The sequence below is a fragment of the Micromonospora sp. Llam0 genome, from assembly GCF_003751085.1.
Classification (GTDB): domain Bacteria; phylum Actinomycetota; class Actinomycetes; order Mycobacteriales; family Micromonosporaceae; genus Micromonospora_E.
In genome coordinates this window covers 1,655,092-1,680,845 of the sequence record NZ_RJJY01000002.1, presented here as the reverse complement: position 1 = coordinate 1,680,845, position 25,754 = coordinate 1,655,092, and the positions used below count along the sequence as shown (strand labels likewise).

The following is a 25,754-nucleotide window of genomic DNA, read 5'->3' as shown; positions in this document are numbered from 1 at the left end:
ACCAGCACGCCCACGTCCTGAACCACCCATCGAATCCGTCCGTGGGGTATGCGATGTATCAGTGGCGGACCGCCGACTGGGGTTTTCGGGCGGACCATGCTGACGGTACTTCCGGCCAGGGTCGTCCGAAATGAAGGCCACGGATCGGGCGGCGAGCATAACGCTGAGCGTCGTCGCGGGTGAACTCAGCCCGCGCACCTTCACCGTCAGCGGCCGAACTACATGCATCCTCGGCCGGGCCAACGACTGTACGCCGAGTGTGCCTGACGACGAGTCGCACCGCACGGTGTCTCGGCACCATTGTCTACTCGACATTAACCCTCCCGACATCCGCATACGCGACTTCGGAAGCTTGAACGGAACATACGTCAACGGAACGAAGATCGGTCAGCGGGAACCTGGCCAGACACCGGAGGAAGGTGCAACGGGTAAGTATCCCGAACACGATCTGTCCGACGGTGACACGATCGGGTTGGGGCCAACGGTTATCCGGGTCGGCGTGCAGGCGCCCGTTCCAGACGGCAACTACTTGCTCGGGCGACGGCGCTGTCCGATCTGCGGTCGGAACGTCACGGACGAACTCAAGGATCGCCTCTGCGCCACATGTGCGGACGACCCGGAAATGGTGGCACGCCGCCTGGTCGAGTTCGCCCAGGCTGGGCATCCCGGCCTCGACGTGCTCTCCGGATACGCGTTGGTGCGGGAGCTAGGGCGTGGCGGGGTGGGCGCTGTTTACCTGGCCCGTCACGAAGTCACTGGTGAGCGGATCGCGTTGAAGTTAATGCTGCCCAAGGTAGCCGTGCGCTCCAACGCGCGCGCCCGGTTCATGCGCGAAGCTGCACTCGCGAGGTCCCTGCATCACCCCAACATCGTGAACTCGTACGGTGCGAGCGTCGCGGCGGGAGCATTCTGTTTCATCTCCGAATACTGCGCCAGCGGCAGCCTCGGAGAGTACCTGGACCGCTCCGGCGGTCGTATACCGGCGTATGACGCGGTCCGGTTCACCGTTCAGGTGCTCAACGGCCTGGCCCACGCACATCGTAACGGCGTAGTCCACCGCGACCTCAGCATCGACAACATTCTTCTCGCTAAGGACAGCGACGGTGCTGTGATCGCAAAGATCGGCGATTTCGGATTGGCCAAGGCGTTTGACCTCGCCGGTCTGTCCGGCTTGACAAGGACTGGGGCAACCGCAGGAACACCGAGGTACTTGCCGCGCCAGCAGGTTATCAACTTCCGCTATGCTACGTCGGCTGTCGATGTCTGGGCGGCTGCCGCATGCCTCTACCGCATGCTGACCGGCACAAGTCCTCGGGATTTCCCCGCTGATCGGGACCCGTGGCAGGTCGTCCTTGACCATCCGCCAGTTCCAATACGACAGCGCGATGCGAGCATTCCGGCGGTTCTGGCTATGGTGGTTGACCGGGCACTACGGGATGATCCCGCGATCGAGTGTCAGGACGCGGCAGAGTTGCGCGACCAGTTGCGGGAAGTCCTCCTGATCACGACATAAACAGCTGGCCCAATCGGGTTCTCAGTCAGCCAAGGCGACGTAGATGGGTGAGCCGAGCAGCACTGACATGTCCGCGCGTGGATCGGAGTGTGGGAATGGGCTGGGCCCGTGGAGCAAGCGTTTAGCCACGAACTCGACATTCTGTGCCACCCCCCTTAGCCGCCTAACGGCCTGATGTACGGTGACCAGCGCGGCGCGGTCGGAACGATCGAGGACGTCGTGGATATCGCCAGCCGCCTCGACGACTAGTTCGTCCTCGACGTCGGAACTGGTGCTTAGGTGATCGAGAATGGTCGGCATCAGTGACGACGGCATAGCCGGGCCATCGCTGGCTGGCAACGCGCCCAGGACATGCCTGTCTGAACCCCCGAGGCCCACTACCGCGTGGTCGGTCTGGCCCCCGAAGAACACCAGCGATGAGGGCTCCGAACCGGGAAATGGCCCCCATTGCATGGGCAACAGTCCTCCGAAGAACTGGCCCGGTTCGTCCACCGACCCAAGGTCACCATAGTCCTGGAGATAACCCACGACACGCTCAAGCCGGGCGATACGGTCGATCTCCGCAGGCTCAGCAGTCCGCTTCGCGGTCAGCACTTTGAGGTTCACACCGATCTCGGACGTGCGCTTGGTCATAAATCCTCGATCGATCTGCGACAACAGCATGTCGATCTTGCTGTCGCTAATGTAGACGTAGTACCGGAACATCGCCGCCACCCCACCCGGAGACCCTGAACCATTGCCATGCCTGGATAGTCGCACCTGCCCGTCGAGTATGCCCGATCCCGGTCCCGGTCTGCCCATGAGGGGCGCAGCACCAGCGTCAGCACAACAGTCTCGGCACGACGACCGTACACGTTGCCCGCTCGGCGCAATATCAACGGCTCATCGCGTGGACCGATCGGTTCGACACGTCGCGATCGCTCCATGAAAGCGTCCGAAGTGGACCAGCCGCACCACTCCGTGAGTCCTTCGCATCCAGAGCATGCGATGCACACGGGGACACGGAAATCGGCTCTCGGTGGTTGCCCCTGGGTACCCGCGCCAAGATGTCCGATCATACACCTGAGGGGAAATGTGGCGAACCAAGAACCGGTTTCGTGTTGCCGGCGGGGCTGGGTTCACGGTTGGTCGGGTGATGTTCTTGCTGGCCAGGTCGTGCCGGTTGCCGCATGGTCGAACGGCTGGTCGTGCAACGCGAGCCACGGCGCGTAACTGCTGACCGCGAGAAGCAGGTCCTGGTGGGATACGGGCGGTGGCGGGAACTCGGCCGGTGACGGCTGGGGCCACATCCGCAAGCCGTGCGGCGCCGCCAACGGTGGCGGGAAGGCCGTGCGGTTGGCGAAGCTGTAGACAAGCGTCGCGATGCCGTTGACGATCAAGCAGCTGGCCAGCAAGCGGCGTGGCGCCTTGCCCGGCGTGGGAGGGCTGGTCCGGTCGAACGTCACGTGGGCCTGTATCTGCTGGCATACGCCGAGGTCGTGGTGGGCGGCGAGCCAGACCCAGGAGCTGGCCGGCGGTGTGTCTTCCTCAGCGAGGCGCTGCCTCATCTCAAGCGGCAACCAAGCGTGGTCCTGGTTTTGGCTGCCGAGTCCGGCAAGCTCCGACGTCCAAGAGGTCTTCACCGCCCAGCGGGCCAGCATCACAGACTCGGCCGGCGACAGCAACACCGACCCGGCCTGCTTGGGGCATGGATGAGGCCCTCCAGGATCGGCTTGGTCGCTGTCTCGAGGCTGCTCATCCAGCCGTTGTTGCACCTGGTGCAGACGGTCCGGCGCACTGCCGCAGCAACACCGCGCCCGCGTGCCCGACCAGACCCTTGCCGCCCACGGCCACCTGCAGCCCTGCGGCCCATCCCGTACTCTTACTCACCGGAAAGGTGCACCCGATTCTGTTATGGATATGACTTCGACACTCACATCCTTGCAGGTACTACAGCCCCAGATCTTGGATCGGAGAGAGTCTAGCGACCGACATCAAGATCGATCGTTGTCCATGTCGTGGACTCGGTGACGGCGGAAGATCTCGCGGCGTGTGACGCGCAACTGTCGGCGGTGACGGCAGAGTTGGGCGGGTTGTTCACCCGACCGGAACCACGGGAGACGTTCTGCCTGCTGGTCCGGGGGATGCTGGCGGAGGTCGCGAAGAAGAACTGTTGGGGTTTGTCCGAGCACGCGGGGTTACCGAACCCGAAACGGTTCCAGCATCTACTCAACGAGGCCAGCTGGGACGTCGACCGGCTACGCGACTGGCTACGTGGCTACGTGCTGACCGGGCTGGCAGATCCAGACGCGGCACTGGTCCTGGACGACACCCAGGCGATCAAGAAAGGCGTCCACAGTGTCGGGGTCGCACCACAGCATTGCGGGTTGACCGGACAGACCGAGAACTGCCAGTGCATGGTGATGCTCACCTACGCCTCCCGACACGGGCACGCGTTCGTCGACCGGGAGTTGTACCTACCCAAAGAGTGGACCGGTGACCGGGACCGGTGCAGGGCCGCCGGGGTGCCCGACGATCGGGGCCTGGTCACCAAACCCCATCTGGCGGTACGAATGCTGCAGCGGGCCCTGACCGATCCGCTGCTGGTCTTCCGCTGGGTGGTCGCCGACGCCGGCTACGGCCGCGACCCGGTCCTGCGCGCCTTCTGCCACGACCAGCGACTGTCCTACGTGTTCGCGGTGCCGACCGATCTGCCCCTGCTCGGCGTCCACGGCGAACCGCTGCGCCCGGACGACATCCCCACCGCCACCGACGACCGGGCGTGGCAGCGCCGCTCGTGCGGGCACGGCGGGAAAGGCGAACGGTACTGGGACTTCGCCGCGCACCAGGTCACCGTCAAGGACCAGCCACCGACGTCCGGCTTCGTCCACGTACTGCTGATCCGCCGGGCCCTCAAGCCGAAGTTCACCAGGAAGCACCCCGACGGGATCATCGAGATCGCCTACTTCCTCGCCCACGTCCCGACCGGCACCCCGCTGCCCAAGGTCATCACCGCAGCCGGGCTGCGATGGAACATCGAGGACGACAACAAGTGCGGCAAAGACCAACTCGGGCTCGACCACTACCAGGTCCGTAAATGGACCCCCTGGCACCGGCACGTCACCATCAGCATGCTCGCCCACGCGTTCCTCGCCGTCACCCGGGCCGGCCTGGGAAAAGACCACCCAGCTCTGACCCCACGCCATCAGAACATCCCGCGAACCCCGACCGCCCGGCACCGCTGATCCGGCTGTCCATGGCCGCCCTACGCGGCCTACTCACCGCCACCATCCTGATCCGCGCCGCGACCGACCATGCCGCTGCGATCGCCCGGGACCGCTGGCGCCGCACCCACCAGACCACCGCGATGATCAGCCACTACCGCCGCCGCGGGGATCCCCTACCACCCCACCTGCGCATCTAAAGGACCCCATACCGGACACCCCTCAAGAACTGGGGCTGTAGTACAGGTGTGGGCCCACGACTGTTCTTTCAGCGCGTTCCCGAAGGCAAGGTCGTCAAAAATCGGCTCCATCTCGATGTGCGGGTCGGCACCGGGCTCGTGGGGGACGAACGCTTGGCCGCGATCGAGGCCGAATGCGCACGACTACTCCCGCTCGGCGCGAAACGCGTGCGACTGCTGCGCGCCGACGGCGTCAACGAGTCGTGCCTCGTGATGCAGGACATCGAGGGCCACGAATTCTGTCTCGACTGAGCAGCCGCCCGAAGCGGGCACGCCTCGGAGATCAGCACTCCGCACAGCGCCAGCCCACCCGACCCGCGCCAGCCGAAGGTCCGTTCGACCGGCCACCTGCGCCACCGGTTGGAGAAAGTACTTGTTGCCGGCACTCTCGTGAATGTCGTCGAGGAGTCGGGTGACCTCATTGAGCCATTCCGGGTAAGGCTGCAGGTACAGAAAGTAGCCGTCCGAAGTGTGTTGGAAACGCCCGTTCCTGGCTGATCGCGATGCGAAGACGCGGAACTCCGATACGAAGTGGTCCTCTCACCGATCACCCGCCACCGGAGTCCCGCGCACCTATGAGTATCACGTACACCGCCGCCCTGCCCGTCCGTGACGAGACCGTGCTGCGCGTGTCGGCGCTGCTGCACGCCGAACGCCTACGCCGTGGCACCCGCCAAGGCCGCCGGGCACTGACCTGCTTCCGGCAGGCCGTGCTGGTCCTGCGCTGGCTCCTCGACGGCACCCGCATGCACCAACTGGCCCACGACAACACGATCAGCAACTCCACCGGCTACGACAACCTGCACGAAGGCATCACGGTGCTGGCGGCCCAGGCTCCCGGCCTGCACGCGGCCCTGCTGGCCGCCAAGACTGCCGGCTACGACTACATCCTCCTCGACGGCACCCTGATCGAGACAGACCGGATCTCCACGCCCGGCCCCACCCCCGGCGTGGACCTGTGGTGGTCGAAGAAGCACAAGAACCACGGCGGCAACATCCAGGTCGTCAGCGCCCCGGACGGCTGGCCGCTGTGGACCTCCCCGGTCCGCCCCGGCAGAGAACACGACACCAGATGCCTGCGTACCCACCCCGGCATGCTGGCCACTCTCACCGAGATCCGCGACGACGTGCGCACCCTCGCCGACCTGGGATACGAAGGAGAGGCCGACACCATCGCCGTCGCCTTCAAGACACCGCCCAACGGGCAACTCACCGACATCCAGCAGCAGTTCAACCGAGCCCACAACCGGCTCCGCGCGGTCGGCGAACGCGGCAACAGCCTCCTCAAGATGACCTTCAAAGCCCTGCGCAACGTGACCCTCTGCCCATGGAAGATCGGCGACATCGTCGCGGCAGCCCTGGTCATCCTCCACATCGAACACAACCGAACCACGTGAAACGGACACTACGCGCAGTCACGCGTCGTTACCCGGAAAGGCTCATTGGGTCCCCAGCGGTAGCCGCGCTGTAGCTGGTACGGCCCTGCCAGCGCGGTGTTGCGCAGATCGACGGGGAATCCTCCTGGAGGCCCTGCTTGGTTCACTCTCAAGTAGCCGCCGGCAGCCTACCGGTGCCGGTGTTGCTGAGTTGGCGGCTCCGGCCGGTGGGGTTGCGGGGGTCCAGACCGCCGTGGCTGCTCAAGGAGGTTCGCGTCCTGCCGTGCTTCTCCGGCTGGATGCCACGATTTTGCCAGGCCAAGAGCAGTAATGACTCCGCGTTTCGGGGCGCGTTTGCCCCCGCGTCTCACCGAGGGGAACCCCGATGAACCAAGAATCGATTCGGCCTTGAGACAAACTATTCGGACGGGGTTTGTTCGGGTTTGGGCCCGGTCGACTGCTGATCACGATGCCAGGCGACGGGGCTCGCTGCGGGGAAGGCGTAGCCGGTCGCCCCGTCACGATCTCGGCGTTGCCGCTACGAACGGAGCGAACTGATGAGCCGCAAGTTTCAAGTCACCTTCGACGCGCGACGACCACCGCGGTGTCGTGGCGCATCGCGGCGAACAACTGCACATCGACCCCGTCCGGTCCGCCCGAGTGGCGGACGGTCTTGCCCAAGCCGATCGACTGGTACCGCTGCGCGGCGTCGATGGGTGTATCCAGTGGCAGGCGGGCCGCGGTGCAGGACGTCCGGCTGCCCGGGTGACGGCGCTGCTTGCCGCCGGCCCATGAGCCGTCGGCGGTCGGGCGGCGTTCCCGGTCCCGGAGTACCGCCCGGCCGAAAGGGTAGTGCTAGGTCTACCCCAAGAGTCGAACCTGCGCGCTGTCGGAGGTTGTGGGCGGCCGCTTAACTTTGGACGCGTGACAGACACGCTGCTCGGGTCGGTGACCGGGCGACGGTTCCTGGTCACGGCCTGGCCGTGGCGCGGGTTCGCCTATTGCGTCACGACGGCGGTGGCCTCCGGCCTGCTGTGGCTCCTGCTGGCGGTGCCGCTGACGCCGGCGTTCTCCGCCGTCGTGGTGCTCTTTTCCGGGCATACGGGTGGCCACCTGATCGTGGCGGCCGGCCTCGGGCTGGTCGGGGTGGGCATGCTCGCGCTACTCGGCCCCCGGCTGGCGCTCGCGATCGCCCGGGCCGAACGATGGCGGCTGCGGCTGGTCGGCGATGCCCCGCTGCCGCCCGGGCGCCGCGGCGATCTCTACACCGACCCGGCCACCTGGCGGGCGGTGACCTACGCGCTGCTGCTGGGCATCGTCGGCCCGATGTGGCTCGGGGTGCTGGGCGCCATCGGGCTGATCGTCGTATCGACGCCGGTCTCGGTGGAGTACCGGATCTCGGTCATGGACTCCCCGGCCGGCATCGTCGGACGGGTCGTTGGCGGGCTGCTCCTGATCCCGGTCCTGCTCTACCTGATCGCGCTGTTCGGCGGAGCGCACGCCGCGCTGGCGCGACTGCTGCTGTGCCCGGAGCCGTCCGAGGAACTGGTCGAGGTGGCCCGGTCCCGAACCCGGCTGGCGTACGCGTTCGACGCCGAGCGGCTGCGCATCGAGCGGGACCTGCACGACATCGCACAGCAGCGCCTGGTCGCCTTGACCATGCAGATCGGGATGGCTCGGCTCGATCTGCCGTCTTCATCGCCGGCCGCTGCCGCGATGTCCTGCGCGCACGACCAGGCCAAGCGGCCAGGTCCTGGCTGGTGGTGAAGCAGCAGAACGGATCCCGCGAGTACGACAGCACCATGTGAAACGAGTACACCTTCGGAATCCCGACGTGAGCCAGGATGCCGCCCTCGTCACCCCAGTCCACCTGCGCCTGCGCACCCGGAACGACCTCGAACCGGCGATGCGGCCCCGCCAGCTGATCCGGGCTGATCCCCAGCTCCGCGGCGATCCGGGGACGGGCCTGCTGCAGATACAACTTCACCCGCTGGTAGTTACCGGTGAACCCGTACTGCTCGACCAGGCGTTCATGGATCACCGTGCCCTTGAGCAGCAACTCCGCCCGCAACCACGCATCGACCACATGCGCGAACACATCGATCAGCTGCCCACGAGCCGGCCGCGCCCGAACCGGCGGCACCACCTCGCCGCCGCCAGCAGCCAGGTACTTCTTCACCGTCCGCCAGTTCAGACCCGTCTCACGGGCGATCTCCGAGACACTCGCACCAGCCTCGTGCAGCGCCCGGAACCGACGCACGTCCAGCCACCGCTGCTCATCCAACGCACTCACCGCCAGCCGTCCCACGCCGGTCCGATCACGACCCGGGCAGCCTCACCCCCAGCCACCCGCAGACGACGGACAAACGGTGCGCACCTCTGCAAGATCAGCTGTACATAGCTCTGCACTCCAGGCCGTACCCCGACATGAAGAACCCGTCGCAGAACGCTCTCGCGTCAGCGAGGGACCCGAACCTGGCCGGGAAGTCCGGCACGTACTTCATCGTCTTGAACTGCGCCTCCGAGTACGGGTTGTCATTCGACGTCCGAGGTCGGGAATGCGACCGGAGGACACCGAGGTCGACGAGCATCTCCGACACCGGCTTCGACACCATCGCGCCGCCACGGTCGGCGTGGATGGTGTGCGGCTCGATCCCGTTCCGGGCGATCGCGTCGGCGAGGAAGTCCCGGGCCACGACGGCGTCCTCGGCGGCCGCGACGAGCCAGCCGACGACGTAGCGGGAGTAGATGTCGAGGACGACGTAACACCGGTACCAGACGCCCTTGGCAGGTCCCTTCAACGCGGTGATGTCCCAGGACCACACCTGACCGGGTCCGGTCGCGACCAACTCCGGCCGCACCCGGGGCGGGTGGGTCGCCAGCCGGCGTCGTTCCCTGCTCTGACCGGCCGCGCGGGCGATGCGGTACCTCGTGGACATGGAGCAGTGGTAGCGGCCCGCGTCGAGTTCCCGCGCCCACACCTGGGGGATCGCCAGATCGGCGTAGGCGGGCGAGTTCAACACCGCGAGGACCCGGTCACGTTCGGCGCCGCTGAGCGTCCACGGTGGCGGGGTCCGGGGCAGCCACGGCCCGTGTCGCGGACCGACCGGCCGCGCCCGCCGGTAGTAGGTCGCCCGCGAGGTCCCGGTCAGCGCGCACGCCCGCTGCACCGCGACGCCCGCGTCGCGCAGCTCGCCGAACGCGGCGGTCAGGATCTCCTCGGCGGGTTGTCGTTGTCCGCGCTCCCGGAGAGTTCTTCCAAGAGCGCGTGTGCTTTTCCCATGATGTCCAACGCCATCCGGGTCTTGGTCAGATCCGCCTGCAGTTTCTCGTTCTGCCGGCGCAGCTTCTCCAACTCGATCTGTTCCGCGGACTTCTTCACCCGCGACCCGGCCGAGGCGGGGGTGGCGGTATCCGTCTTCCCGCCGCCGTCGACGTGGCCGAGGTGTCCGGCGTCGCGGGCCCGTGTCCACTCGATGATGTGCGACGAGTACAGGCCTTCCCGGCGCAGGATCGCGCCTTTCTCTCCGTTCGGGGCGTTCTCGTACTCGGCGACCATCGCGAGCTTGTACTCCGGGCTGAAGACCCGCCGCGACGGCTTCGGCGCCGGGTCAGCCCCGCCGCCGGAGGCCGACTGCTTGCCAGATGAAGTGGACACGTACACAAGGATCTCCGATCCCCGTCCTCAGGTCAGCACCCCACTCACACGGGGTGTCTCACACCATCTTGACCAAGAGGGGTGGCCATCTCCACCGTCGCAGATGACGGCATCGACGTGGCACCGAGCTCCCGTTTGACATCCTGACCTGCCGCAGATCGATCACGAGAGCCCCGACTCTCCACCACTACACGTTGGAAGGGCGCGATCGTCGTTCGACGCAGAGGAATCACCGTAACCGGCCAGGGCATGAAGGGCGAACGGTAGGCACGCCGGGACCCGGATGTGCCGTCCCAGTATTTGGATTTCGGCGGCTGGCTGCCCCGCCATGATCAAACGCCACGGGACTCGACCACTTGCGGCCGGACCTGGCCGGACGTGAGGGATGCTCGTCGCACGAGCACCCACCGAGCACCCAACCGACCACAAGGGATGGAAAAGTGAAGGGGCCTGACTGCCGTTTCGGCAGGTCAGACCCCTGTTGATCTTGCGCGCCCGAAGGGACTCGAACCCCTAACCTTCTGATCCGTAGTCCGAAGTAGACAATTAAGGATGTCCTACTTCGACTCTACCTGTGGGATCGTCCGACGGCAACCGGCTCAGTCCGGCCCGATCCTGTTGTGTTCGCCCAGGTCGCCGCCATGCCAGGCCTCGCCATCGACGTGTGTGGACGAACTCGGCGGATCCTGGAAGCCAGGAAATCCGGCTGGGTCCTGGTGGGTTCGTGCTGGTTCCCCGACGTTCGAGCACCCAGGGAGCACCACGCCCTGCCGCGCGGAGGCCGGCTGTCTGGTTCGCCCGCCAGGGCTGTGCTTGCCCTTGTCGTCCCGTTGAGGGGGTCCCAGGCCGGCCAACGGCAGCCGGAACGTGTCGCACCGGTACGCCAGGATGGGCCCGTGGCGATTGTGCTGTTCACCAATGAGGCTCTTGGCCTGACGCTGTGCGAGACCACCCGGCGAATGGTCGACCGGCTGGAGCGCTGGGACCCGGAAGCGTTGCTGAAGGCTCCTGAGGCGGACGTCGTTGCCGAGCTGATCAAGGAGGGCACGACTGCGTGTCCTCGTCTGCGGCACGACGACGCGTGGATGCCGGACCCGTCGGAGGTGGTGCAGAAGCTCAAGCATTTCGGCGATGTTGTGGAGCGGCTGGTCACACGTTTCGTCCTGGTGGTGCCGTTCGACGGTGCCATGGAGGTCTTCACACTGCGGGCGGACACCTACGGCCCCAACCCGCCCCGAGTACAGGCCCTGCGGCCTGGGGAAATACGGATCGCTGTGGACGGTCCATCTGACGATCCGACGGACGTGCGTGCTCAGTTCGACGCACAGCTGGACAAGGTCGAGGAGTACCTGAGATGGTCACGCAAGCAAATTGAGCAGCACAACACGCAGATCATCGGTGAAGTGCCCGGCATGGTCTCCCGCCGCCGTTCGCAACTGCGCGCCGCCCGGAATCTGCAGGCGCAACTCGGGTTTCCCATCCGGCGACGGCCAGATGCAGACACGTACGCCGTGCCGATCAAGCGGCGAGCGCTGCGACCTGTCCGCGCCGGCGCGGCCCCGGCCACACCGTTCAAACCGGAGCCGGCGATGGTCGATAGCGACTACCAGGCCGCCTTGGCTGTGCTGCGCAACTCCCGCAACGCACTGGAACGCACGCCGTCGTTGGCACAGAAGCTCGACGAGGAGCAAATTCGGGACCTGCTACTGGTCAACCTCAACGCGCACTTCGAGGGCGACGCTGCCGGCGAAGTCTTCAACGGCGCAGGCAAGACCGACATCCTGATCCGGGTCGATGACCGCAACATCTTCATTGGCGAATGCAAGATCTGGGCCGGGCCCAGCACGATGGACGAGGCACTCGGGCAGATCTTCTCGTATCTGGTCTGGCGCGACACCAAGGCCGCGATCTTGCTGTTCATCCGCAACAAAGGCGTGGCCGCGGCCATCCAGAAGGCCGCCGAGAAGATCGAGGCACACCCCAACTACAAACGACGCGGGCCACTACGCAGCGACGACCAACTCGACTTTGTCATGCGCGCCCAGGACGACCCCGACCGGCAGATCCAACTCGCACTGCTCCCCTTCGCATTGCGCACCAAGCCAGGCGTGCCAACCGTTTAACCGCAAGCAAGGCTGGCTCCCAGCGCCACATCCATCCTCCGCCGACGGCAGCTCAGTCCGGCCCGATCTTGTTGTGTTCGCCAGGTCGGGACCATGTGGAGCCTCGCTATCGAAACGCCGAGGGCATTACTGTCATCAAGAACCCGCCGCAGACCCTACGAGCGAACTGCTACATCGAACGATGGGTCCGCAGTCTGCGGGCCGAATGCACCGACCGACTGCTGATTTACCAAGAACGGCACGCCCTCGCAGCGGTCGGCGAGTACGTCGACCACTTCAACAACCACCGCCCGCATCAAGGCCGGCAGCAGTTACCGCCCAGCCACGACCCGGCCGTCGTCATCGTCATGGACGCCCCGATACGACGCCGACAACGCCTCGGCGGCGTGATCAGCGAGTACCACCGGGCAGCCTGAAAGATCTTCAGAATGCCAGCTCACAACCATGTACAGGGGTTTTGGCACGGTACAGGCTGCCGGCATGGTCTCTTTCTGGGTTGAGTCGGGCATTTTGCGACGCTGGGGTCGGTATGTGAATCGGCCGCTACTGGCGCGAAGATGAAGCAAACATCCAGTCACACCATCTTGACCAAGAGGGTCGCGCCGACCGACCGACGACCGAATCCCCGCTGCGTACCGTCCTTGACACGGGCAGGTCGATTGCACCTGACACAGGACCGATGGGCCCACCGGGCAGGGCCGCTGGACTCTACGGCATCTAGGGGGCTGGGCGCAGCCTGAGCCTGTGGACACGTCAACGGCAATTGCACCAACCGCGATCGAACCGGCAGCGTTGCTGGCCGTGGCCGCTGACCCGGTACGGTGGCGGCTGCTGGCCCACCTGGCCCAGGGCACCGCCCGCTGCGTGTGTGACCTGCAGCCCGTCGCTGCCGTCGCGCCGAACCTGCTGTCGTACCACCTGAAGGCGCTGCGCGAGGCCGGGCTGGTACACGCGCGGCGGCGCGGCCGCTGGATCGACTACACCATCGCCGCCGACACGGGCGACCGGTTGCGCGCGGCGCTTCCCACCTCTGCCGAGGTTGACCGTCCGCCGCAACGTCCGGCAGGTGTGCGATGAACGGGCAGCCGGGTGCCGCGCCCGTCATACCACAGTGGCGAGCCGGAGCGCGGCGTGGTCTGACGCTGGCCGCCGCAGCCGCGCTGTGGCTGGCGCTCTACCAGGTGAACCGGCCACTGTGGGACCTGGTCGTGCACGGTTGGCTGGGCCTGGACCCGGCGTCCCGGCTAGGTTCCGGCGTGCACTTCTTCCTCTATGACACCGTCAAGATTGTGCTGCTGTTGGTCGGGATCATCTTCGTGGTGACCGTCGCCCGGTCGTACCTGAGTCTGGAGCGCACCCGGGCGCTGCTCGGCGGGCGCCGGCAGGGGCCGGCGAACCTGGCCGCCGCAGGCCTCGGCGTGGCCACCCCGTTCTGCTCCTGCTCCGCCGTGCCCGCGTTCATCGGCTTCCTCTCCGCCGGAGTTCCGCTCGGCGTGACTCTGTCCTTCCTGATCGCCAGCCCGCTGATCAACGAGGTCGCCGTCGTCCTGCTGTACGGGATGTTCGGCTTCAAGATCGCCGCCCTGTACGTCGGCTCCGGATTGTTCATCGCCACCGTCGCTGGATATCTGCTCGGGCGCGTCGCCCCCGACCGCTGGGTTGAGCCGTTCGTCTTCGCCACCGCCGTGCGCGGCGGTGCCGGGGCGCTCGGGCAGCGGCTGACCTGGGCCGACCGCACCGCGATGGGGCGCGAGGAGGTCGCCCGGATTCTGCACAAGGTGTGGCCGTACCTGCTGGTCGGGATCGGGCTGGGTGCGGTCATCCACGGCTGGGTGCCGGCGGACTTCTTTGCCCGCGTCGCCGGCCCCGGTAACCCGCTGGCCCCGCTGGTCGCGGTGGTGTTCGGCGTGCCGTTGTACTCCAACGCCGCCGGGATCCTGCCGCTGGTCGAGGTCCTGCACGCCAAGGGCGTCGCGATGGGCACCGTACTGGCGTTCATGATGAGCGTCGTCGCGCTGTCGTTGCCCGAGTTGATTCTGCTGCGCCGGGTCCTCAAGCCTCAACTGCTGGCCGCCTTCGTGGCGGTGGTCGCCACCGGGATCCTGGCCACCGGCTACCTGTTCAACGCCGTCCTGTGAAGGGATTCATCATGCAGATCAAGATCCTCGGGCCGGGCTGCGGCAACTGCCACGCCCTCGAAAAGATCACCCGCGAAGCCCTCGCCGATCTGGGCATCACCGCCGAAATCACCACGGTCACCGACTATCCCACCATCGTCGGGTACGGTGTCATGAGCACACCAGCCCTTGTCATCGACGAGCAGGTAGTGCTCTCCGGCCGGGTCCCTGGTAAGGGCCAACTTCGCCAGTTGCTCACCGCCGCCTGCTGAGCACGCCGCGGCATCCGCCGGCCTCTGCTCGCAACGAGCCAGCCAGCGAGCCAGTCGGCGGTTGCCGTGTTGCCGTCGGCGCGGACGCGGTGATCTGGGATGCTGGGCCGGTCAGCGGATACCGGGCGGTACCTGCCCGGTATGGAGAAGAGAGAGGGGCGCGACGATCATGGCCGATCATCTGCCCGACGTGTACGTCGGGTTCCGGGAACGCTTCGGTGAGGTCGCTGCCGCCCAGGACCAGCTGGCGGCCCAGGTCGACCGGGCAGGTCCGTTGGACGATCGCACGGTGCGGCTGGTCAAGCTGGGCATCGCGGTGGGCAGCCTCGCCGAAGGCGCGGTGCGCTCCAACGTACGCAAGGCGTTGGCCGCCGGTGCGTCGGCTGAGGAGATCGAGCAGGTCGTGCTGCTGGCGTTGACCACCCGCGGCTTCCCCGCCGTCATCGCGGCCTGGGGCTGGACCCGGGAGGTCCTCGACCGGCGCTGATCCGGGGGCCACCGCGGTGCTCATGCACCCCTGAGACAGCCGGCCCGGCCACGGCATTGTCCAGTCAGGCCGGCTCCAGCCGGATGTGGGTGTCGTAGAAGCTGACGCTGCCGCCGACCGGGTCGAGCATGCAGGTGTTTTTCACCGTCGGATCGGTCCACATGGCGGCGTTGGCGTGCACGCCGGCTTTACGCCGCGGTTCGCCCTTGACGGTGTGGCCGTCGATAGTGACGTTGCTGGCGCCGGTGGCCCAGTGGCCGAAGCCGAGGGCGAAGCTGACGACGCCGGGCCGCATGGTCTGCGTCGCGACGATCTTGCCGATCATCGCCCGGGTACCGCCGCGGCCGAGGTCCCACAGCCCGCGCGGGTTGGTGGCGCTGACCACCTTGACCTGCTGGCCGTCGTGCAGGCCGAGTCGGGTGACGTCGCGCGGGTTGATCAGGATGCCGTTGTCGGGCATGAGCGCTGACAGCCACGGGTCGGCGACGGTGCGGCTCTTGGTCTGCGAGATCACCCGGTGGGTGATCAGCGCCAGGTCGTAGCCGTCACGGTAGGCGGTCGGTTCGGCACCGACGAAGTCCCGGACCGGGATGTAGGTGGCGTAGCCGGGGTGCTTCTCGCCGGTGCCGGCGTGCACCGTCTTCGCGGTCTTCTCCTGGTAGAGGTTGAGCAGCTTGCCGTACGGGTGGGTGACTCGGTCACCGTCGTACGCCTTGGCGTGGTCCTCGAACCGGCCGCCCCGGTTGAGCACGTACACCACCTTGCGCCACTGGTCGGCGCCGACGACGGCCGCCCAGCGGGCCGGGTCGTAGACGCTGGCCGGCAGGTGCGACCGGGCCGCGTCGAACAGCTCCAGTTCGCGATCGTCGGCGTCGGGCACGGACTTGCTGCCGTCGGACGCCTCGCCGAAGGCGAGGTTCGCCACCTGGCGCAAGTACAGCTCGTCGGGGTGGCGTAGGTGCCGGCCCGGCCCGAACGCGTCGGTGCCGAAGCCGGGCAGGTCCAGCTTTTCGGCGACGCCGAGCAGCAGCGCCTCCAGGCTGATCGGGTAGCTCTGCCCGTACACGGTGCACTGCTCGGGGATCGGGGCGATGACCGGCTGGCGGACCGGTTGGACCTTGTTGGGGATGTTGGGGTGGCTGCCCTGGAACTCCCACCGTTCCAGGAAGGTCAGGTCGGGAAAGATGTAGTCGGCGTACATCGAGGTGGGGCCGATGAGGATGTCGTTGGCGACGAACAGCGGCAGCTTGGTCACGTCGGACAGGATCTCGATGTTGGTGTGCCCGGCCGGCAGCGCATAGGTCGGGGCACCCATGTAGAGGAACAGTGCCTTGACCGGGTACGGGTAGGCGTCGCCGATCGACGGAATGATCTCCTCGTAGATGTCGCTGGACAGCGGGTACCAGTTGCGTTTCGCCGGGTAGTCGGCGAACAGCGTGGTCTTCTCGTAGTCCACGCCGTGCCGGATGGAGCTGACCCCGAAGCTACTGGTCTTGCCGGGGTGGGCGGTGATGTCGAACAGCTCGCCCTTGCCTTTGCCCTTGGTGTCGTAGGTGGACGCAGCGATCATGCCGCCTTTGGCGTCGAAGTTGCCCAGCAGCATGTTCACCGTCATCCAGCCGAGCACGTTGTAGAAGCCATTGGTGTGCTGGGCGACCCCGCGGTGGATGTCGACCGCAGCGGCCTTGCCGTGGCTGGTCAACTCCTCCGCGACCGCGACGATGGCCTTCTCGGTGACGCCGGCGAGGTCGGCCCAGTCGGCGACACTGCGCTCACGGGCCGACTCGGCCAGCACCTGCAGGCCGCTCTTGACGGCCGTGCCGTCGGGCAGGGTGGCGTCGACGAACAGGTCCCCGTACACGGGTGTGGTCTCGTCGTTGGGGTCTATCGCGGTGGGCACCCCGTCGACCATGGTGACGAGGAAGGTCTCTTCGTACTCCTTGTCCTGGCCGGTGGCCGCGTCGGGGTAGGTGCGCGGCTCGGCCGCCCGCAGCGGTGTGCCGCCGACCATGATGTCGGCGGCGCGGACCAGGGCGCCCGGTGTGCCGTCGCTGACGTCGACCAGTACGGTGGCGTTGGTCCAGGAGGTTTCGCCTCGGGCGGTGGCAGCGGCCTTGTTCGCGCAGGACAGGAAGCTGGTGTCGATCCGTTCGTTGTCCAGCATCCAGCGGATGAACGCCATCGCCAGGGCCCCGTCGCCGCCCGGCTTGACCGGTAGCCAGTGCGCGGCCTTGCTGGCCAGCTTGCTGAACCGTGGGTCCGCCACCGCGATCCGCGTTCTGCCGGTGACCAGGTTGTCGGTCAGCCGCACGGTGCGGTTGGGCGGGCCGTAGTTGGCCTCGAACAGGTTCGCGCCGACGAACAGGATGAACCGGCTGTTCTCGGTGTCGGCCTGCCAGTAGAACTTCTTGCCCTCGCTGAACTTGCCGCCGATGTACTGCTCGCTGATGGCCTTGCAGGTGAAGTACAGCGAGCCCTGGCAGACCGTGGTGTGCCCGTGTGCGTTGGTGGTGCCCAGCGCTGCGGCGAACCGCTTGTACAGGTCGCCGCGGCCGTCCTTGAGCCGGCCCCACGCGACCACGACCTGGTTGTTCTTCGGGCCGAGGTCCGGGTGTTCCGGGTCGATGAGCAGGTCCAGATGCGCGGAGTGGGTCTGCTTGAACGCGGCGACCAACGCGGCCTTGGCCGTCTGGTCCTTCTCGTCCCAGATGGCCTTGACGTCGGTGGCCATCGCCTTGGCGACGTCCGGATCCCGGAGCGGCGTCAGCGCTTGGAGCCCTTCGACCTCGCGGTCCTGTTCGTCGGGTACGTCAGCGAACAGCCGCCCACCCTCGGTGATCTCGGTGATGGCCTGGTCGAACGGGATGGACACCCATTTGTTCTCACCGCGCCGGCCGGCGCGCTTGAGGACCTTGCGCAGGCGGTACGGGTCGTAGGCGGTCTGCAGCCCGGACTGGCCTTTCGGGCATAGGGATCCGTCGACCGGGGCGGCGTCGTCGACCGCGGTCGCGTACGGCAGGTGCGGCAGCATCGTCCACGGGCTGTACGGATTTCCGTCTATCTTGGTGATGACGCCGTTCTCCACTTTGGCGCGGATGCCGCAGCCGGTGTTGCACTGCAGGCACGACGACAGGATGTGGTTGTCGGCCAGGGCCAGCTCGTACGGGGCGTCCGGGCGGGCGCTGTCCAACACCGCACCGCCGTGCCCGCCGGCCTGCGCTGGCGATGCCAGGCCGATCGGTAGCAGCGAGCCGAGCAGCGCCCCGCCGGCCAGTACGCCGCGCCGTGACGGGCCTGCCGCGCCGCCGTTGACCGTGGATTCAGGAGACGGCATCGGTGTGGTCCTTTCGGGAGATGCGGGGGAAGCGGGGGATGGTGGGGATGCTGGATTCGAGCGCCGCGCTGACCCGGAGCCCGACATAGCAGATCGCCATGCCCAGCGCGAGGCAGAAGAGCGCGACCAGGTATTCCATGACAGTGGCGTGGTACACGTAGTCCAGCCGTGGGTGGGCGTACGCGGCCTGCAATCCGTCCAGCTCACCGACGGCCTGGCCGGGCACCAGCACGTTGAGTCGGGTGCTCAGGAACGCCACCGCCACCACCGCGGCGGCCACCGGCCACCAGGGCGGGCGGCGGGCCGCCAGCAGCGCGGCGGCCAGCACCCCGCCGAGCGCGACGTGCACCCCCCAGAACACCCACCAGTACGGGCCGGTCAGCACCAGCGACAACTCCGGGGCGGTGGCCTGCGGATTCCACCAGGCCACCGAGAACTCGGCGAACTCCAGCACGAAGTACACCCCGATGCCGGCCAGCACCACCCGGCGCAGCACGCCGACCGCAGCCGACGCCTCGCGTCGCTCGGCCGACGAATCGGGCTGCCCGGCGGCCAGCACCGCGCGTACCAGCAGCAGCGTCGCCGCGCCGGCGGTCACCGCGGACACCAGCAGCAGGATTGGCAGCAGCGCGCTGTGCCAGTACGGCTTGGCGTCCACCACCCCGAAGAAGGCACCGCTCTGGCTGGGCACCATCACCGAGATGACCACACCCAGCACCAGCACCGGCTTGAGCCACCCTCGGTCGGCACGGTAGGAAAGCCACCACACCGTCGCGCAGATCGCCAGCAGCACCACGTACGCCCACGAGTTGAACGCCATCATGCTGGTGAACGACGGCGTGACGAAGATCCGCCACGCCCGGGTCATCTGCCCGAGATCCAGGCCCACCGCCAGCAGCGCCGGCAGCACCGAGGCCGCCACCAGCACCGCCGCGACCCGCAACGATCGCGGCGAGACGAACCCTGGCAGCCGCAGCAGATGACCGAGCGCCGATACCGCGAATGCCCCGGCGGCGATCCCCACGCCGTGGAAGTAGATCGCCACCCACAGCCCCCACGGCACGTACGAGCCGTACCCGGCCGGCAGGTGACCGCCGACGAACCGCCACACCAGCCCTACCGAGCCCAACACCGCGCTGACCGCGAAGACGGCCCACAGCACCTGGTGCCAGCCGGGCTTGGCCTGCCACGTCCGGACCGTCGACGCTGTTCGGGAGGTCGGCCGGTCATCGGCGGGACGATTCAGAGTCGTTGTCATCGCGGCGCCCCGATCAGACGATGTAGTAGACGCGCGGGCGGGTGCCGTGGTGCGGCAGTAACGTCTGCACGTTGTTCTTGGTGATCAGCTCGGTGACCAGGCTTTCCGGGTCGTTCGCGTCACCGAAGTAGGTCGCCCGGCCGATGCACGATGTGGCGCACTTGGGCAACTGGCCGACCTCCAACCGGTGCAGGCAGAAGTGGCACTTGCGGGCGTTGCCCTGCGGCGAGGCGTGATCCTCCCGCGTCCAGGCCTTGCCGTACTCGTGGTTGGGCTGCTCCATCCACGGCGCCTGAGCGCCGAACACCACCGTCTCCAGCTCGTCGGACCCGTCGGCGACCTCGGCCGTGTACGACTCGCCGAAGTCCGCCGTCCGCGCCCCGTACGGGCAGGCCGTGATGCAGTACCGACAACCGATGCACTTGTCATAGTCGATCGCCACGATCCCGTCCGGGCGTTTCCATGTCGCGTTCACCGGGCACACCGGCACACACGGCGGCTCGTCACACTGCATGCAGGGCCGCGGCGTGAACCGCAACTGCACGTTCGGGAACTCGCCGAACTCCTCGGTCAGCACCGGCCGGTACACCACCCCGGGCGGGAGGTTGTTCTCCGCCACACAGGCGATGGTGCACGCGTGACAACCAACGCACTTGCGGGTGTCGATCACCATGATCCAGCTGCGGTCCTCCACCGGCTTCGTCATCGCCTTCACCAGTTCCCGCTGCATCCGCAGCAGCACGTCCTCGCCGGGTTGCGCCGCGACGTTGTCCAGCACCGTCAACGCGCGTACGGTCCGCTCACCGGTCGGATCGGCCGAACCCCGCGCGACTCGCGACCCCACCACGGCCGTCCCCGCCACCGCCGCGAAGCCGCCGACCAACGTCACGGTGCGCACCAGCTCACGGCGGTCCAAGCCACGCCCGGAAGCCTCCGCGCCGTCCGGAACGGCCGGATCGGTCCCGCCGGTGTCTCTCGACGTGCTCATCAGTGTCCTCCTGCGCCGGTGACACTCATATGGTCGGGATATCGCAGGCCCTTCCCGCAGAGTCCGACGACCCCACCAGCACCGGTCCAACGGCCCGAATGGAAGGAACAGCTCACGGACGCCAGCATCCCGGCTGGCGGGTATCAGCGCGTCAAGACCGGCCGCCGTACCGCCACCAACCAGTGGCCTGTGGGTGTTGTCGGCGACGCGCGAAGTTTCAGGCGCCGACGACAGTGAGGTGATCTCACCGACTTTCCGATAGGTATTTGTATTCGAAATGCGTCAGGTGTAGCGCTGCCGCCACGATGTCGCCGATTCTGCGTGGGCTGGCGGTGGTGTGACGTAGCGTCCTCCATCGTCCGATCAGGATGGCGAAGCCGCGTTCGCCCTGCCACCGAAGCCCGCGCAGCAGCCGGTTGTAGAAGCGGTTGTCGGGGGCGAGCCGGCTGCCGTCGGCGGGCTGCTTGACCGGGGTCTTGACGCCCTGGCCTGCGCCTTCGTAGCCGGAGTCAGCCAGTGTCGGCAGGTCGAGGACGGCAGCGGCCCAGTTCAGGGCGGCGGTGACACCGAGGGTTTGGGCGCAGGTCAGGTCGTGCAGGTGTCCGGGCATCGCGGCAGAGGTCCAGATCGGTAGTCCGTCCGGGCGGGTGACCGCCTGAATGTTCGCGCCGAAGTCACGGTGCTTTCCGGAGTACCAGGCGTCGATCGTTTCTCCTTTGACGGAGAGGGTGGTCTCGGTGAGCCGGTCGCAGTCGAACAGTTTGCCGTCGAGGATGACGTGGGACCAGCCGTCGTCGGCGACCCGGCGTAGGGGGCGGTGTGCAGGTCGGTCGCCTGGGCGGTGAGGACCGTGATGCCCTCGGCCAGGTACCGGTAGGTGGTCGCCCGGGAGATGCCGAAGCCGGCGCCGAGCCCGGTGACGTCCTCGCCCTTGCGGAACCAGACGAGCACCATCAGCGCCTGGCGGAAGCAGGTCAGGGCGCGGGTACCGGTGCGGGTACCGGTGCGGGTTCCTCGCGCCCGGCGTTCGGTGGCGAGCAGTCGGCTGACGTACTGCACGAGTTCCCTGGGGACGTCGACCGTGGCAGGATAGGTAATCACGTGGAGCCCTCTCGAAGACGTGTGTCTGTCGCAAGGACATGTCTATCGATGGCTCCACGCCTATTTCTGACACCGTCCGACACGTCGCCTTCGCCCGTGTCGCACCAATTAAACCTTTTGCGTTGCTGAGATCAGCTCTTGTGAACACGAACGTAGAAAGCGAGGCAAAGATGGATGACGGTCTCGTGGACTGCGGTGCTGTATGGGAGATGGAGGTTGTTTGGCCCTCCGGAGCCGGCTTGCGGAAGCAGGCTTCAAACCACCACGAGGGGCGTTGGCTGAAGACCGTCGTCCTGAGCGTCGTTGGAAAAGGCGCGGCAAATGACTGCGTCAGGTATGGACCGGGAAGATGAGCGATGAACGTCGAGTTCTCTGCCGTTGACGTGTCGAAACTCAGTCAGACGACATCAAAACCGAGGCCGGAGGTGAGTCTCGGGACGAGCCTGGGGGATATCCGCTTACTGCCCAGGTGGTGTCCGGCATATAGGCAGCATGAGCCCGGTCCAGGCTCAATGCCACGTAGCCTAAGTTGATCTTGGGTTTGACCTGCGGGTTTGATGTGGACTCCTGGGCGGTGCGGCGTGGCGGGACGACCACGGCTCGGCTGACTGTTTTGATCACGGGTCATGTCGGTGGATGTGGTGGACCGTCCAGTGGTACGGCCGGATCAGGTGACGCTCGGGGTGCTGATCTCGCAGGTGTCGCGGGAGGAGGTCGACGCCGCGATCGAGGTGTGCGGGGTGCGGGAGCAGCGGTCGGACGGGAAACTGCCGGCGCACGTGAGCACCTACCTGACGTTGGGGTTGGCGTTGTTCCCCGACGATGACTACACCGAGGTCGCGACCAGGGTCACCGGGTCGTTGGACCGGTTCGGGTGCTGGGACGCGGCGTGGAGCGTGCCGACCTCGAGTGCCATCAGCCAGGCGCGGAAACGGTTGGGCCGCCGGGTGTTCGCCGAGCTGTTCGAGCGCACGTGCGGGCCGGTCGCGGGCGAGGCGGGCCCGACAGCGCCGGCGGGCGCGTTGGGGACCGCGCGGGGGTCGTTCCTACGCCGGTGGCGGCTGCTGGCGATCGACGGGTTCACCGTCGATGTGCCCGACAGCACGGCCAACGCGGCCGAGTTCGGCTACGCCGGGTCAGGGGGGAACCGTTCCGCGTTTCCGAAGGCCCGGGTCGTGGCCCTCGCGGAGTGCGGCACCCACGCCTTCGTCGCCGCCGAGATCGGCGCCTACCCGGAAGGGGAGAAGACCCTCGCGCAGCGGCTGTACCCACGGCTACGGTCCGACGAACTACTCACCGCCGACCGGGGGTTCTACTCCTGGCAGGCGTGGGACACCGCCGCCGCGACCGGCGCCGCGCTGCTGTGGCGGGCCCCGACCCAGCTCGACCTGCCCGTGGTCAAGATCCTGTCCGACGGCACCTATCTCACCGTCCTGATCAAACCGACCGTCCGTGGCGGTCGACGGGAACGACTGCTCGCGGCCGCCCGCGCCGGAGCTGACCTGACCGACATCAACAGCGTTCCCGACGCGTTCGACGACCGGGGCCTGCCGGTCGTCCACCTCGCCCGGGTGGTCGAGTACGACATTCCCGACCGCGTCGGCGACGGCACCGGCGAGTTGATCGCCCTGATCACCACCATCGTCGACCCCGCCGACGCCCACGCCGACGAACTAGCTGGCGGCTACCACGAGCGGTGGGAGGAGGAAACCGCCAACGACCAGCTCAAAACCCACCTCCGTGGTCCCGGACGGGTGCTGCGGTCCCGTCTGCCGGACCTGGCCCATCAGGAGATCTGGGCCTACCTGATCGTCCACCACGCGATCAGCGCGCTGACAGCGAAAGCGTCCGCCGCCGCCGACCTCGATCCGGACAGGATCTCCTTCACCAGAGCCCTGCGCCTGATCCGCCGCACCGCCACCGGCACGGCGGACATTCCCCCCTCAGGACTGGGCTGACCAGCTACCGACCCACCTCGCCCGGATCGCCGCTCTCCTGATCCCCACCCGACGCGAACGCACCTGCCCCCGCGCGGTCAAACGCGCCCGCCACAACCAGTACCGGGTCAAGAAACCCCACGAACCGGCCAGCATCCGCCACCAGCGTCCACCGACCATCCACATCCATCGGGTCCAGCCACCATCAAGATCAACCTAGGCTACGTGGCATTGCACCTGACCCCGACCCACCCAGGTAAACATCAGCCGGCGGCCACCAGCCAACCGGCCATCACGCTATGCCACCGCACGGAACCCTACGCCCACCACCTGAATGTTTGCGCCGGGACCACACTGCGGCATTTGGCGCTTGGTTGCTCTTACTGGTGACGGCGCGCACTGACCACCAGCAGCGGATCACGTCGAGGTCGATGCCGGCACCGTAGCCGGCTACGGTGCCGGCCAGGTGCTCCTCGTGCCCGTGCAGGGCATCTGCAGATAGGCGCAGAGGACCTCGATATGAGTCTGCCGGACTCCTTTCCATCGTCCGCGAGCCGCGCCAACGCGTACACACCGGCGAGACGGTGGTCAGGAGAAGTACTTGAGGAACGCTGTCGTGTCGGCGTAGTAGGCAGTCAGCTTGGCGATTTTGCCGCCGGCGAAGTCATACCGTTCGATAATCGATGTGTGCCAGCCACTCGGATAGCCTTCGCGTGCGGAGAAGTTGATCTCATAGTAGTGCAGCACGGTGTCACCGTTCTCGAAGAACTGTGATCCGCCGGTCACGAACCGGACACCGGTTCGCATCGCCATGTCGGCTGCGGCCGTGCGCCACTGGTTCCAGCCGTTGATTCCAACGAGTCGGCCGAAAAGACTGTCGGGTTCAGCCAGAACGGATTCATCGGTGATGTAATGCGGCAGCTTGGCGAGGAACGCCTGCTCGTCGAGCATCGTGGATTCGATGAAGGTGTTGTATTCCTGAACGAACTCGATGTTGCTCATCGGACTCACTTCGGGTCGGAGGAGTGGGGGGGAGCGCCCCAGCCCACGCGTCCGGCGAGCAGGGCTTCAGTACGGATCCAGAGGGCCCGCTAGGCCCGGGTGCAACGACGGTGTAGTTTTCAACAGGACGTTGTGGATCTTGGTCGTGTAGTAGTCCAGCTCCGTTGTGAAGTCCCGCACGTGTTCGAGGTCGTCGAGCACCCGCTCGCCCGAGATGCGCGCGCCGCTGCTCGCGGTCTGGATCACGATTGCCCGGCTCGCGAAGAGCACCTGTCGAGACGATCACCGGGAAGCCTCAGCGTGGATTCGCGCCCGACCCCCGACTCGAAAGGTGTCCAGCCAATTAGTAACCGCTGCTTATGCGGTCTCCAGTCCGGGTAGGTATCCGCCGGCCTTGCCGCGTACGGCGGTGTTGGTGAGTTTTCTGATCTGGTCGGCGGGGACCGGGACGCCGGGGTTGGTGAGGTGCCAGCGGAATTCCTCCTCCGGATCGAGGCCCTTGGGCGCCTCTCCTGCGAAGTAGGGCTGGACGTAGACCGGGGTGTTGGGTTCGCTGCGCCAGCTTTCGGCGAGGGTGCCGATGTCGACGGCGTCGTAGCCCAGGGTGTCGAGTAGCGCAGCAACTTGTGCCTTGGCGGCGGTGTCGTCGCCAGCGATGGGAAGGGCGCTGCGGTCGGGGTCGCCTGCGGGCCGCGCTCGGTTGCCGAGGCTGATGTAGGTGATGCTGTTGAACGCCTTGACCACGCGAGAGTCGGCCAGGTACTGCTGCACCAGTTGGCTTGAGGTCAGCCCGTTCGCGTCCAGCTCCGGTATGCGACCGTCGCGTTGCGGGTAGTAGTTCATCGCGTCGATCACGGTCTTACCGGCCAGTGCAGCCGCCGGGAGTAAGCGGTAGCCGTTGAATGGGATGGCGGCCACGACGAGGTCACCATCGCGCGCGGCGTCGGCGGGGGTGCCGGCATGGGCGTGCTCGCCGAGGTCGGTGACGAGGTTGGCGAGGGTGTCGGGGCTGCGGGTGTTGCTCAGGACGACGTCCAGGCCGGCGGCAACGGCGAGGTGGGCCACTGTGCTGCCGATCATGCCGGCGCCGATCAGTCCGAGGGTTGTGGTCATCGCGCCTTCCTTCGGTCGAAGTTCCACTACGAC

22 protein-coding genes and 2 pseudogenes are annotated in these 25,754 nt (G+C 66.9%); 13 read left to right on the top strand and 11 right to left on the bottom strand.

Translation table 11 applies throughout. The annotated features are described in order from the left end of the window. The first annotated feature begins 130 nt into the window (after window positions 1–130). A complete protein-coding gene (locus EDC02_RS34910) occupies window positions 131–1,513 on the top strand; it encodes a protein kinase (RefSeq protein ID WP_123606405.1) in 1,383 nt (460 codons plus the stop codon). Window positions 1,514–1,534: 21 nt separating this feature from the next. Here EDC02_RS34910 and EDC02_RS34905 read toward each other — a convergent pair whose 3' ends face one another. Together EDC02_RS34905 and EDC02_RS34900 are read right to left on the bottom strand one after the other, a co-directional pair. Beyond that, window positions 1,535–2,218 carry an SAVMC3_10250 family protein gene (locus EDC02_RS34905; RefSeq protein ID WP_123607391.1) on the bottom strand — a complete coding sequence of 228 codons (684 nt, stop codon included), beginning with the start codon at window positions 2,216–2,218 and terminating at the stop codon, window positions 1,535–1,537. Window positions 2,219–2,631: 413 nt separating this feature from the next. Beyond that, complete coding sequence (locus EDC02_RS34900) at window positions 2,632–3,153, bottom strand: hypothetical protein (RefSeq protein WP_123606404.1); 522 nt, start codon at window positions 3,151–3,153, stop codon at window positions 2,632–2,634. 366 nt (window positions 3,154–3,519) lie between these two features. On the opposite strand from EDC02_RS34900, the gene EDC02_RS34895 reads away from it, so the two are divergent. The 5 genes and pseudogenes from EDC02_RS34895 to EDC02_RS34875 all read left to right on the top strand — a co-directional run bounded on the left by EDC02_RS34895 (window position 3,520) and on the right by EDC02_RS34875 (window position 8,098). Further along, entirely contained in the window at window positions 3,520–4,737 is a 1,218-nt protein-coding gene (locus tag EDC02_RS34895) for an IS701 family transposase (RefSeq protein ID WP_199758028.1), read from the top strand. A gap of 11 nt (window positions 4,738–4,748) precedes the next feature. Continuing rightward, window positions 4,749–4,916: a hypothetical protein gene (locus tag EDC02_RS34890; protein WP_199758027.1), complete on the top strand. Its 168-nt coding sequence runs from the start codon at window positions 4,749–4,751 to the stop codon at window positions 4,914–4,916. 42 nt (window positions 4,917–4,958) lie between these two features. After that, window positions 4,959–5,207, top strand: a pseudogene (locus tag EDC02_RS34885) (VOC family protein); the annotation flags it as partial. Between the two features lie 323 nt (window positions 5,208–5,530). Next, complete coding sequence (locus EDC02_RS34880; RefSeq protein WP_123603901.1) at window positions 5,531–6,352, top strand: transposase family protein; 822 nt, start codon at window positions 5,531–5,533, stop codon at window positions 6,350–6,352. Window positions 6,353–7,255: 903 nt separating this feature from the next. Further along, entirely contained in the window at window positions 7,256–8,098 is an 843-nt protein-coding gene (locus EDC02_RS34875; protein ID WP_123606403.1) for a histidine kinase dimerization/phosphoacceptor domain-containing protein, read from the top strand. A gap of 620 nt (window positions 8,099–8,718) precedes the next feature. Here EDC02_RS34875 and EDC02_RS34865 read toward each other — a convergent pair. Both EDC02_RS34865 and EDC02_RS42995 read right to left on the bottom strand, forming a co-directional pair. Next, on the bottom strand, window positions 8,719–9,501 hold the full coding sequence (locus EDC02_RS34865; protein ID WP_123606402.1) for a DDE-type integrase/transposase/recombinase: 783 nt from the start codon (window positions 9,499–9,501) through the stop codon (window positions 8,719–8,721). Between the two features lie 38 nt (window positions 9,502–9,539). Beyond that, window positions 9,540–9,989 carry a transposase gene (locus EDC02_RS42995; protein WP_148083762.1) on the bottom strand — a complete coding sequence of 150 codons (450 nt, stop codon included), beginning with the start codon at window positions 9,987–9,989 and terminating at the stop codon, window positions 9,540–9,542. A gap of 896 nt (window positions 9,990–10,885) precedes the next feature. Here EDC02_RS42995 and EDC02_RS34855 point away from each other — a divergent pair. The 6 genes from EDC02_RS34855 (at window position 10,886) to EDC02_RS34830 (ending at window position 14,988) form a co-directional block, all read left to right on the top strand. Beyond that, the gene (locus EDC02_RS34855; RefSeq protein ID WP_123606400.1) at window positions 10,886–12,112 is read left to right on the top strand and encodes a hypothetical protein; all 1,227 of its coding nucleotides are present in this window, start codon (window positions 10,886–10,888) and stop codon (window positions 12,110–12,112) included. 95 nt (window positions 12,113–12,207) lie between these two features. After that, complete coding sequence (locus tag EDC02_RS40590) at window positions 12,208–12,528, top strand: integrase core domain-containing protein (RefSeq protein ID WP_158632413.1); 321 nt, start codon at window positions 12,208–12,210, stop codon at window positions 12,526–12,528. A 328-nt stretch (window positions 12,529–12,856) separates the two neighbouring features. Further along, entirely contained in the window at window positions 12,857–13,189 is a 333-nt protein-coding gene (locus EDC02_RS34845) for a helix-turn-helix transcriptional regulator (RefSeq protein WP_255500611.1), read from the top strand. Beyond that, window positions 13,186–14,250: a permease gene (locus EDC02_RS34840; RefSeq protein WP_123606398.1), complete on the top strand. Its 1,065-nt coding sequence runs from the start codon at window positions 13,186–13,188 to the stop codon at window positions 14,248–14,250. Before EDC02_RS34845 ends, EDC02_RS34840 begins: the two co-directional genes overlap by 4 nt. 11 nt (window positions 14,251–14,261) lie before the next feature. Continuing rightward, the gene (locus EDC02_RS34835; RefSeq protein WP_123607388.1) at window positions 14,262–14,501 is read left to right on the top strand and encodes a thioredoxin family protein; all 240 of its coding nucleotides are present in this window, start codon (window positions 14,262–14,264) and stop codon (window positions 14,499–14,501) included. 166 nt (window positions 14,502–14,667) lie between these two features. Continuing rightward, the gene (locus tag EDC02_RS34830; protein WP_123607387.1) at window positions 14,668–14,988 is read left to right on the top strand and encodes a carboxymuconolactone decarboxylase family protein; all 321 of its coding nucleotides are present in this window, start codon (window positions 14,668–14,670) and stop codon (window positions 14,986–14,988) included. A 64-nt stretch (window positions 14,989–15,052) separates the two neighbouring features. On the opposite strand, the gene EDC02_RS34825 is transcribed toward EDC02_RS34830, so the two are convergent. The 4 genes and pseudogenes from EDC02_RS34825 to EDC02_RS34810 form a co-directional block, all read right to left on the bottom strand. Beyond that, the gene (locus tag EDC02_RS34825) at window positions 15,053–18,322 is read right to left on the bottom strand and encodes a molybdopterin-dependent oxidoreductase (RefSeq protein WP_123606397.1); all 3,270 of its coding nucleotides are present in this window, start codon (window positions 18,320–18,322) and stop codon (window positions 15,053–15,055) included. Then, complete coding sequence (nrfD, locus tag EDC02_RS34820) at window positions 18,309–19,580, bottom strand: NrfD/PsrC family molybdoenzyme membrane anchor subunit (protein ID WP_123606396.1); 1,272 nt, start codon at window positions 19,578–19,580, stop codon at window positions 18,309–18,311. The genes EDC02_RS34825 and nrfD overlap by 14 nt, the downstream gene beginning before the upstream one ends. Window positions 19,581–19,593: 13 nt before the next feature. Beyond that, window positions 19,594–20,568, bottom strand: coding sequence for a 4Fe-4S dicluster domain-containing protein (locus tag EDC02_RS34815; protein WP_123606395.1), 975 nt, complete (start codon window positions 20,566–20,568; stop codon window positions 19,594–19,596). Between the two features lie 244 nt (window positions 20,569–20,812). Next, window positions 20,813–21,669, bottom strand: a pseudogene (locus tag EDC02_RS34810) (transposase family protein). A gap of 641 nt (window positions 21,670–22,310) precedes the next feature. On the opposite strand from EDC02_RS34810, the gene EDC02_RS34805 reads away from it, so the two are divergent. After that, complete coding sequence (locus EDC02_RS34805) at window positions 22,311–23,627, top strand: IS4 family transposase (protein ID WP_233605980.1); 1,317 nt, start codon at window positions 22,311–22,313, stop codon at window positions 23,625–23,627. Window positions 23,628–24,194: 567 nt separating this feature from the next. Here EDC02_RS34805 and EDC02_RS34800 read toward each other — a convergent pair. From EDC02_RS34800 to EDC02_RS34790, 3 genes are all read right to left on the bottom strand, one after another. Continuing rightward, complete coding sequence (locus EDC02_RS34800; RefSeq protein WP_123606394.1) at window positions 24,195–24,608, bottom strand: hypothetical protein; 414 nt, start codon at window positions 24,606–24,608, stop codon at window positions 24,195–24,197. 66 nt (window positions 24,609–24,674) lie between these two features. Next, window positions 24,675–24,878 (bottom strand): hypothetical protein, encoded by a 204-nt coding sequence (locus EDC02_RS34795; RefSeq protein ID WP_123606393.1) that lies wholly within the window; start codon window positions 24,876–24,878, stop codon window positions 24,675–24,677. Between the two features lie 87 nt (window positions 24,879–24,965). Further along, a complete protein-coding gene (locus tag EDC02_RS34790) occupies window positions 24,966–25,721 on the bottom strand; it encodes an NADPH-dependent F420 reductase (RefSeq protein WP_123606392.1) in 756 nt (251 codons plus the stop codon). Window positions 25,722–25,754: the final 33 nt, after the last annotated feature.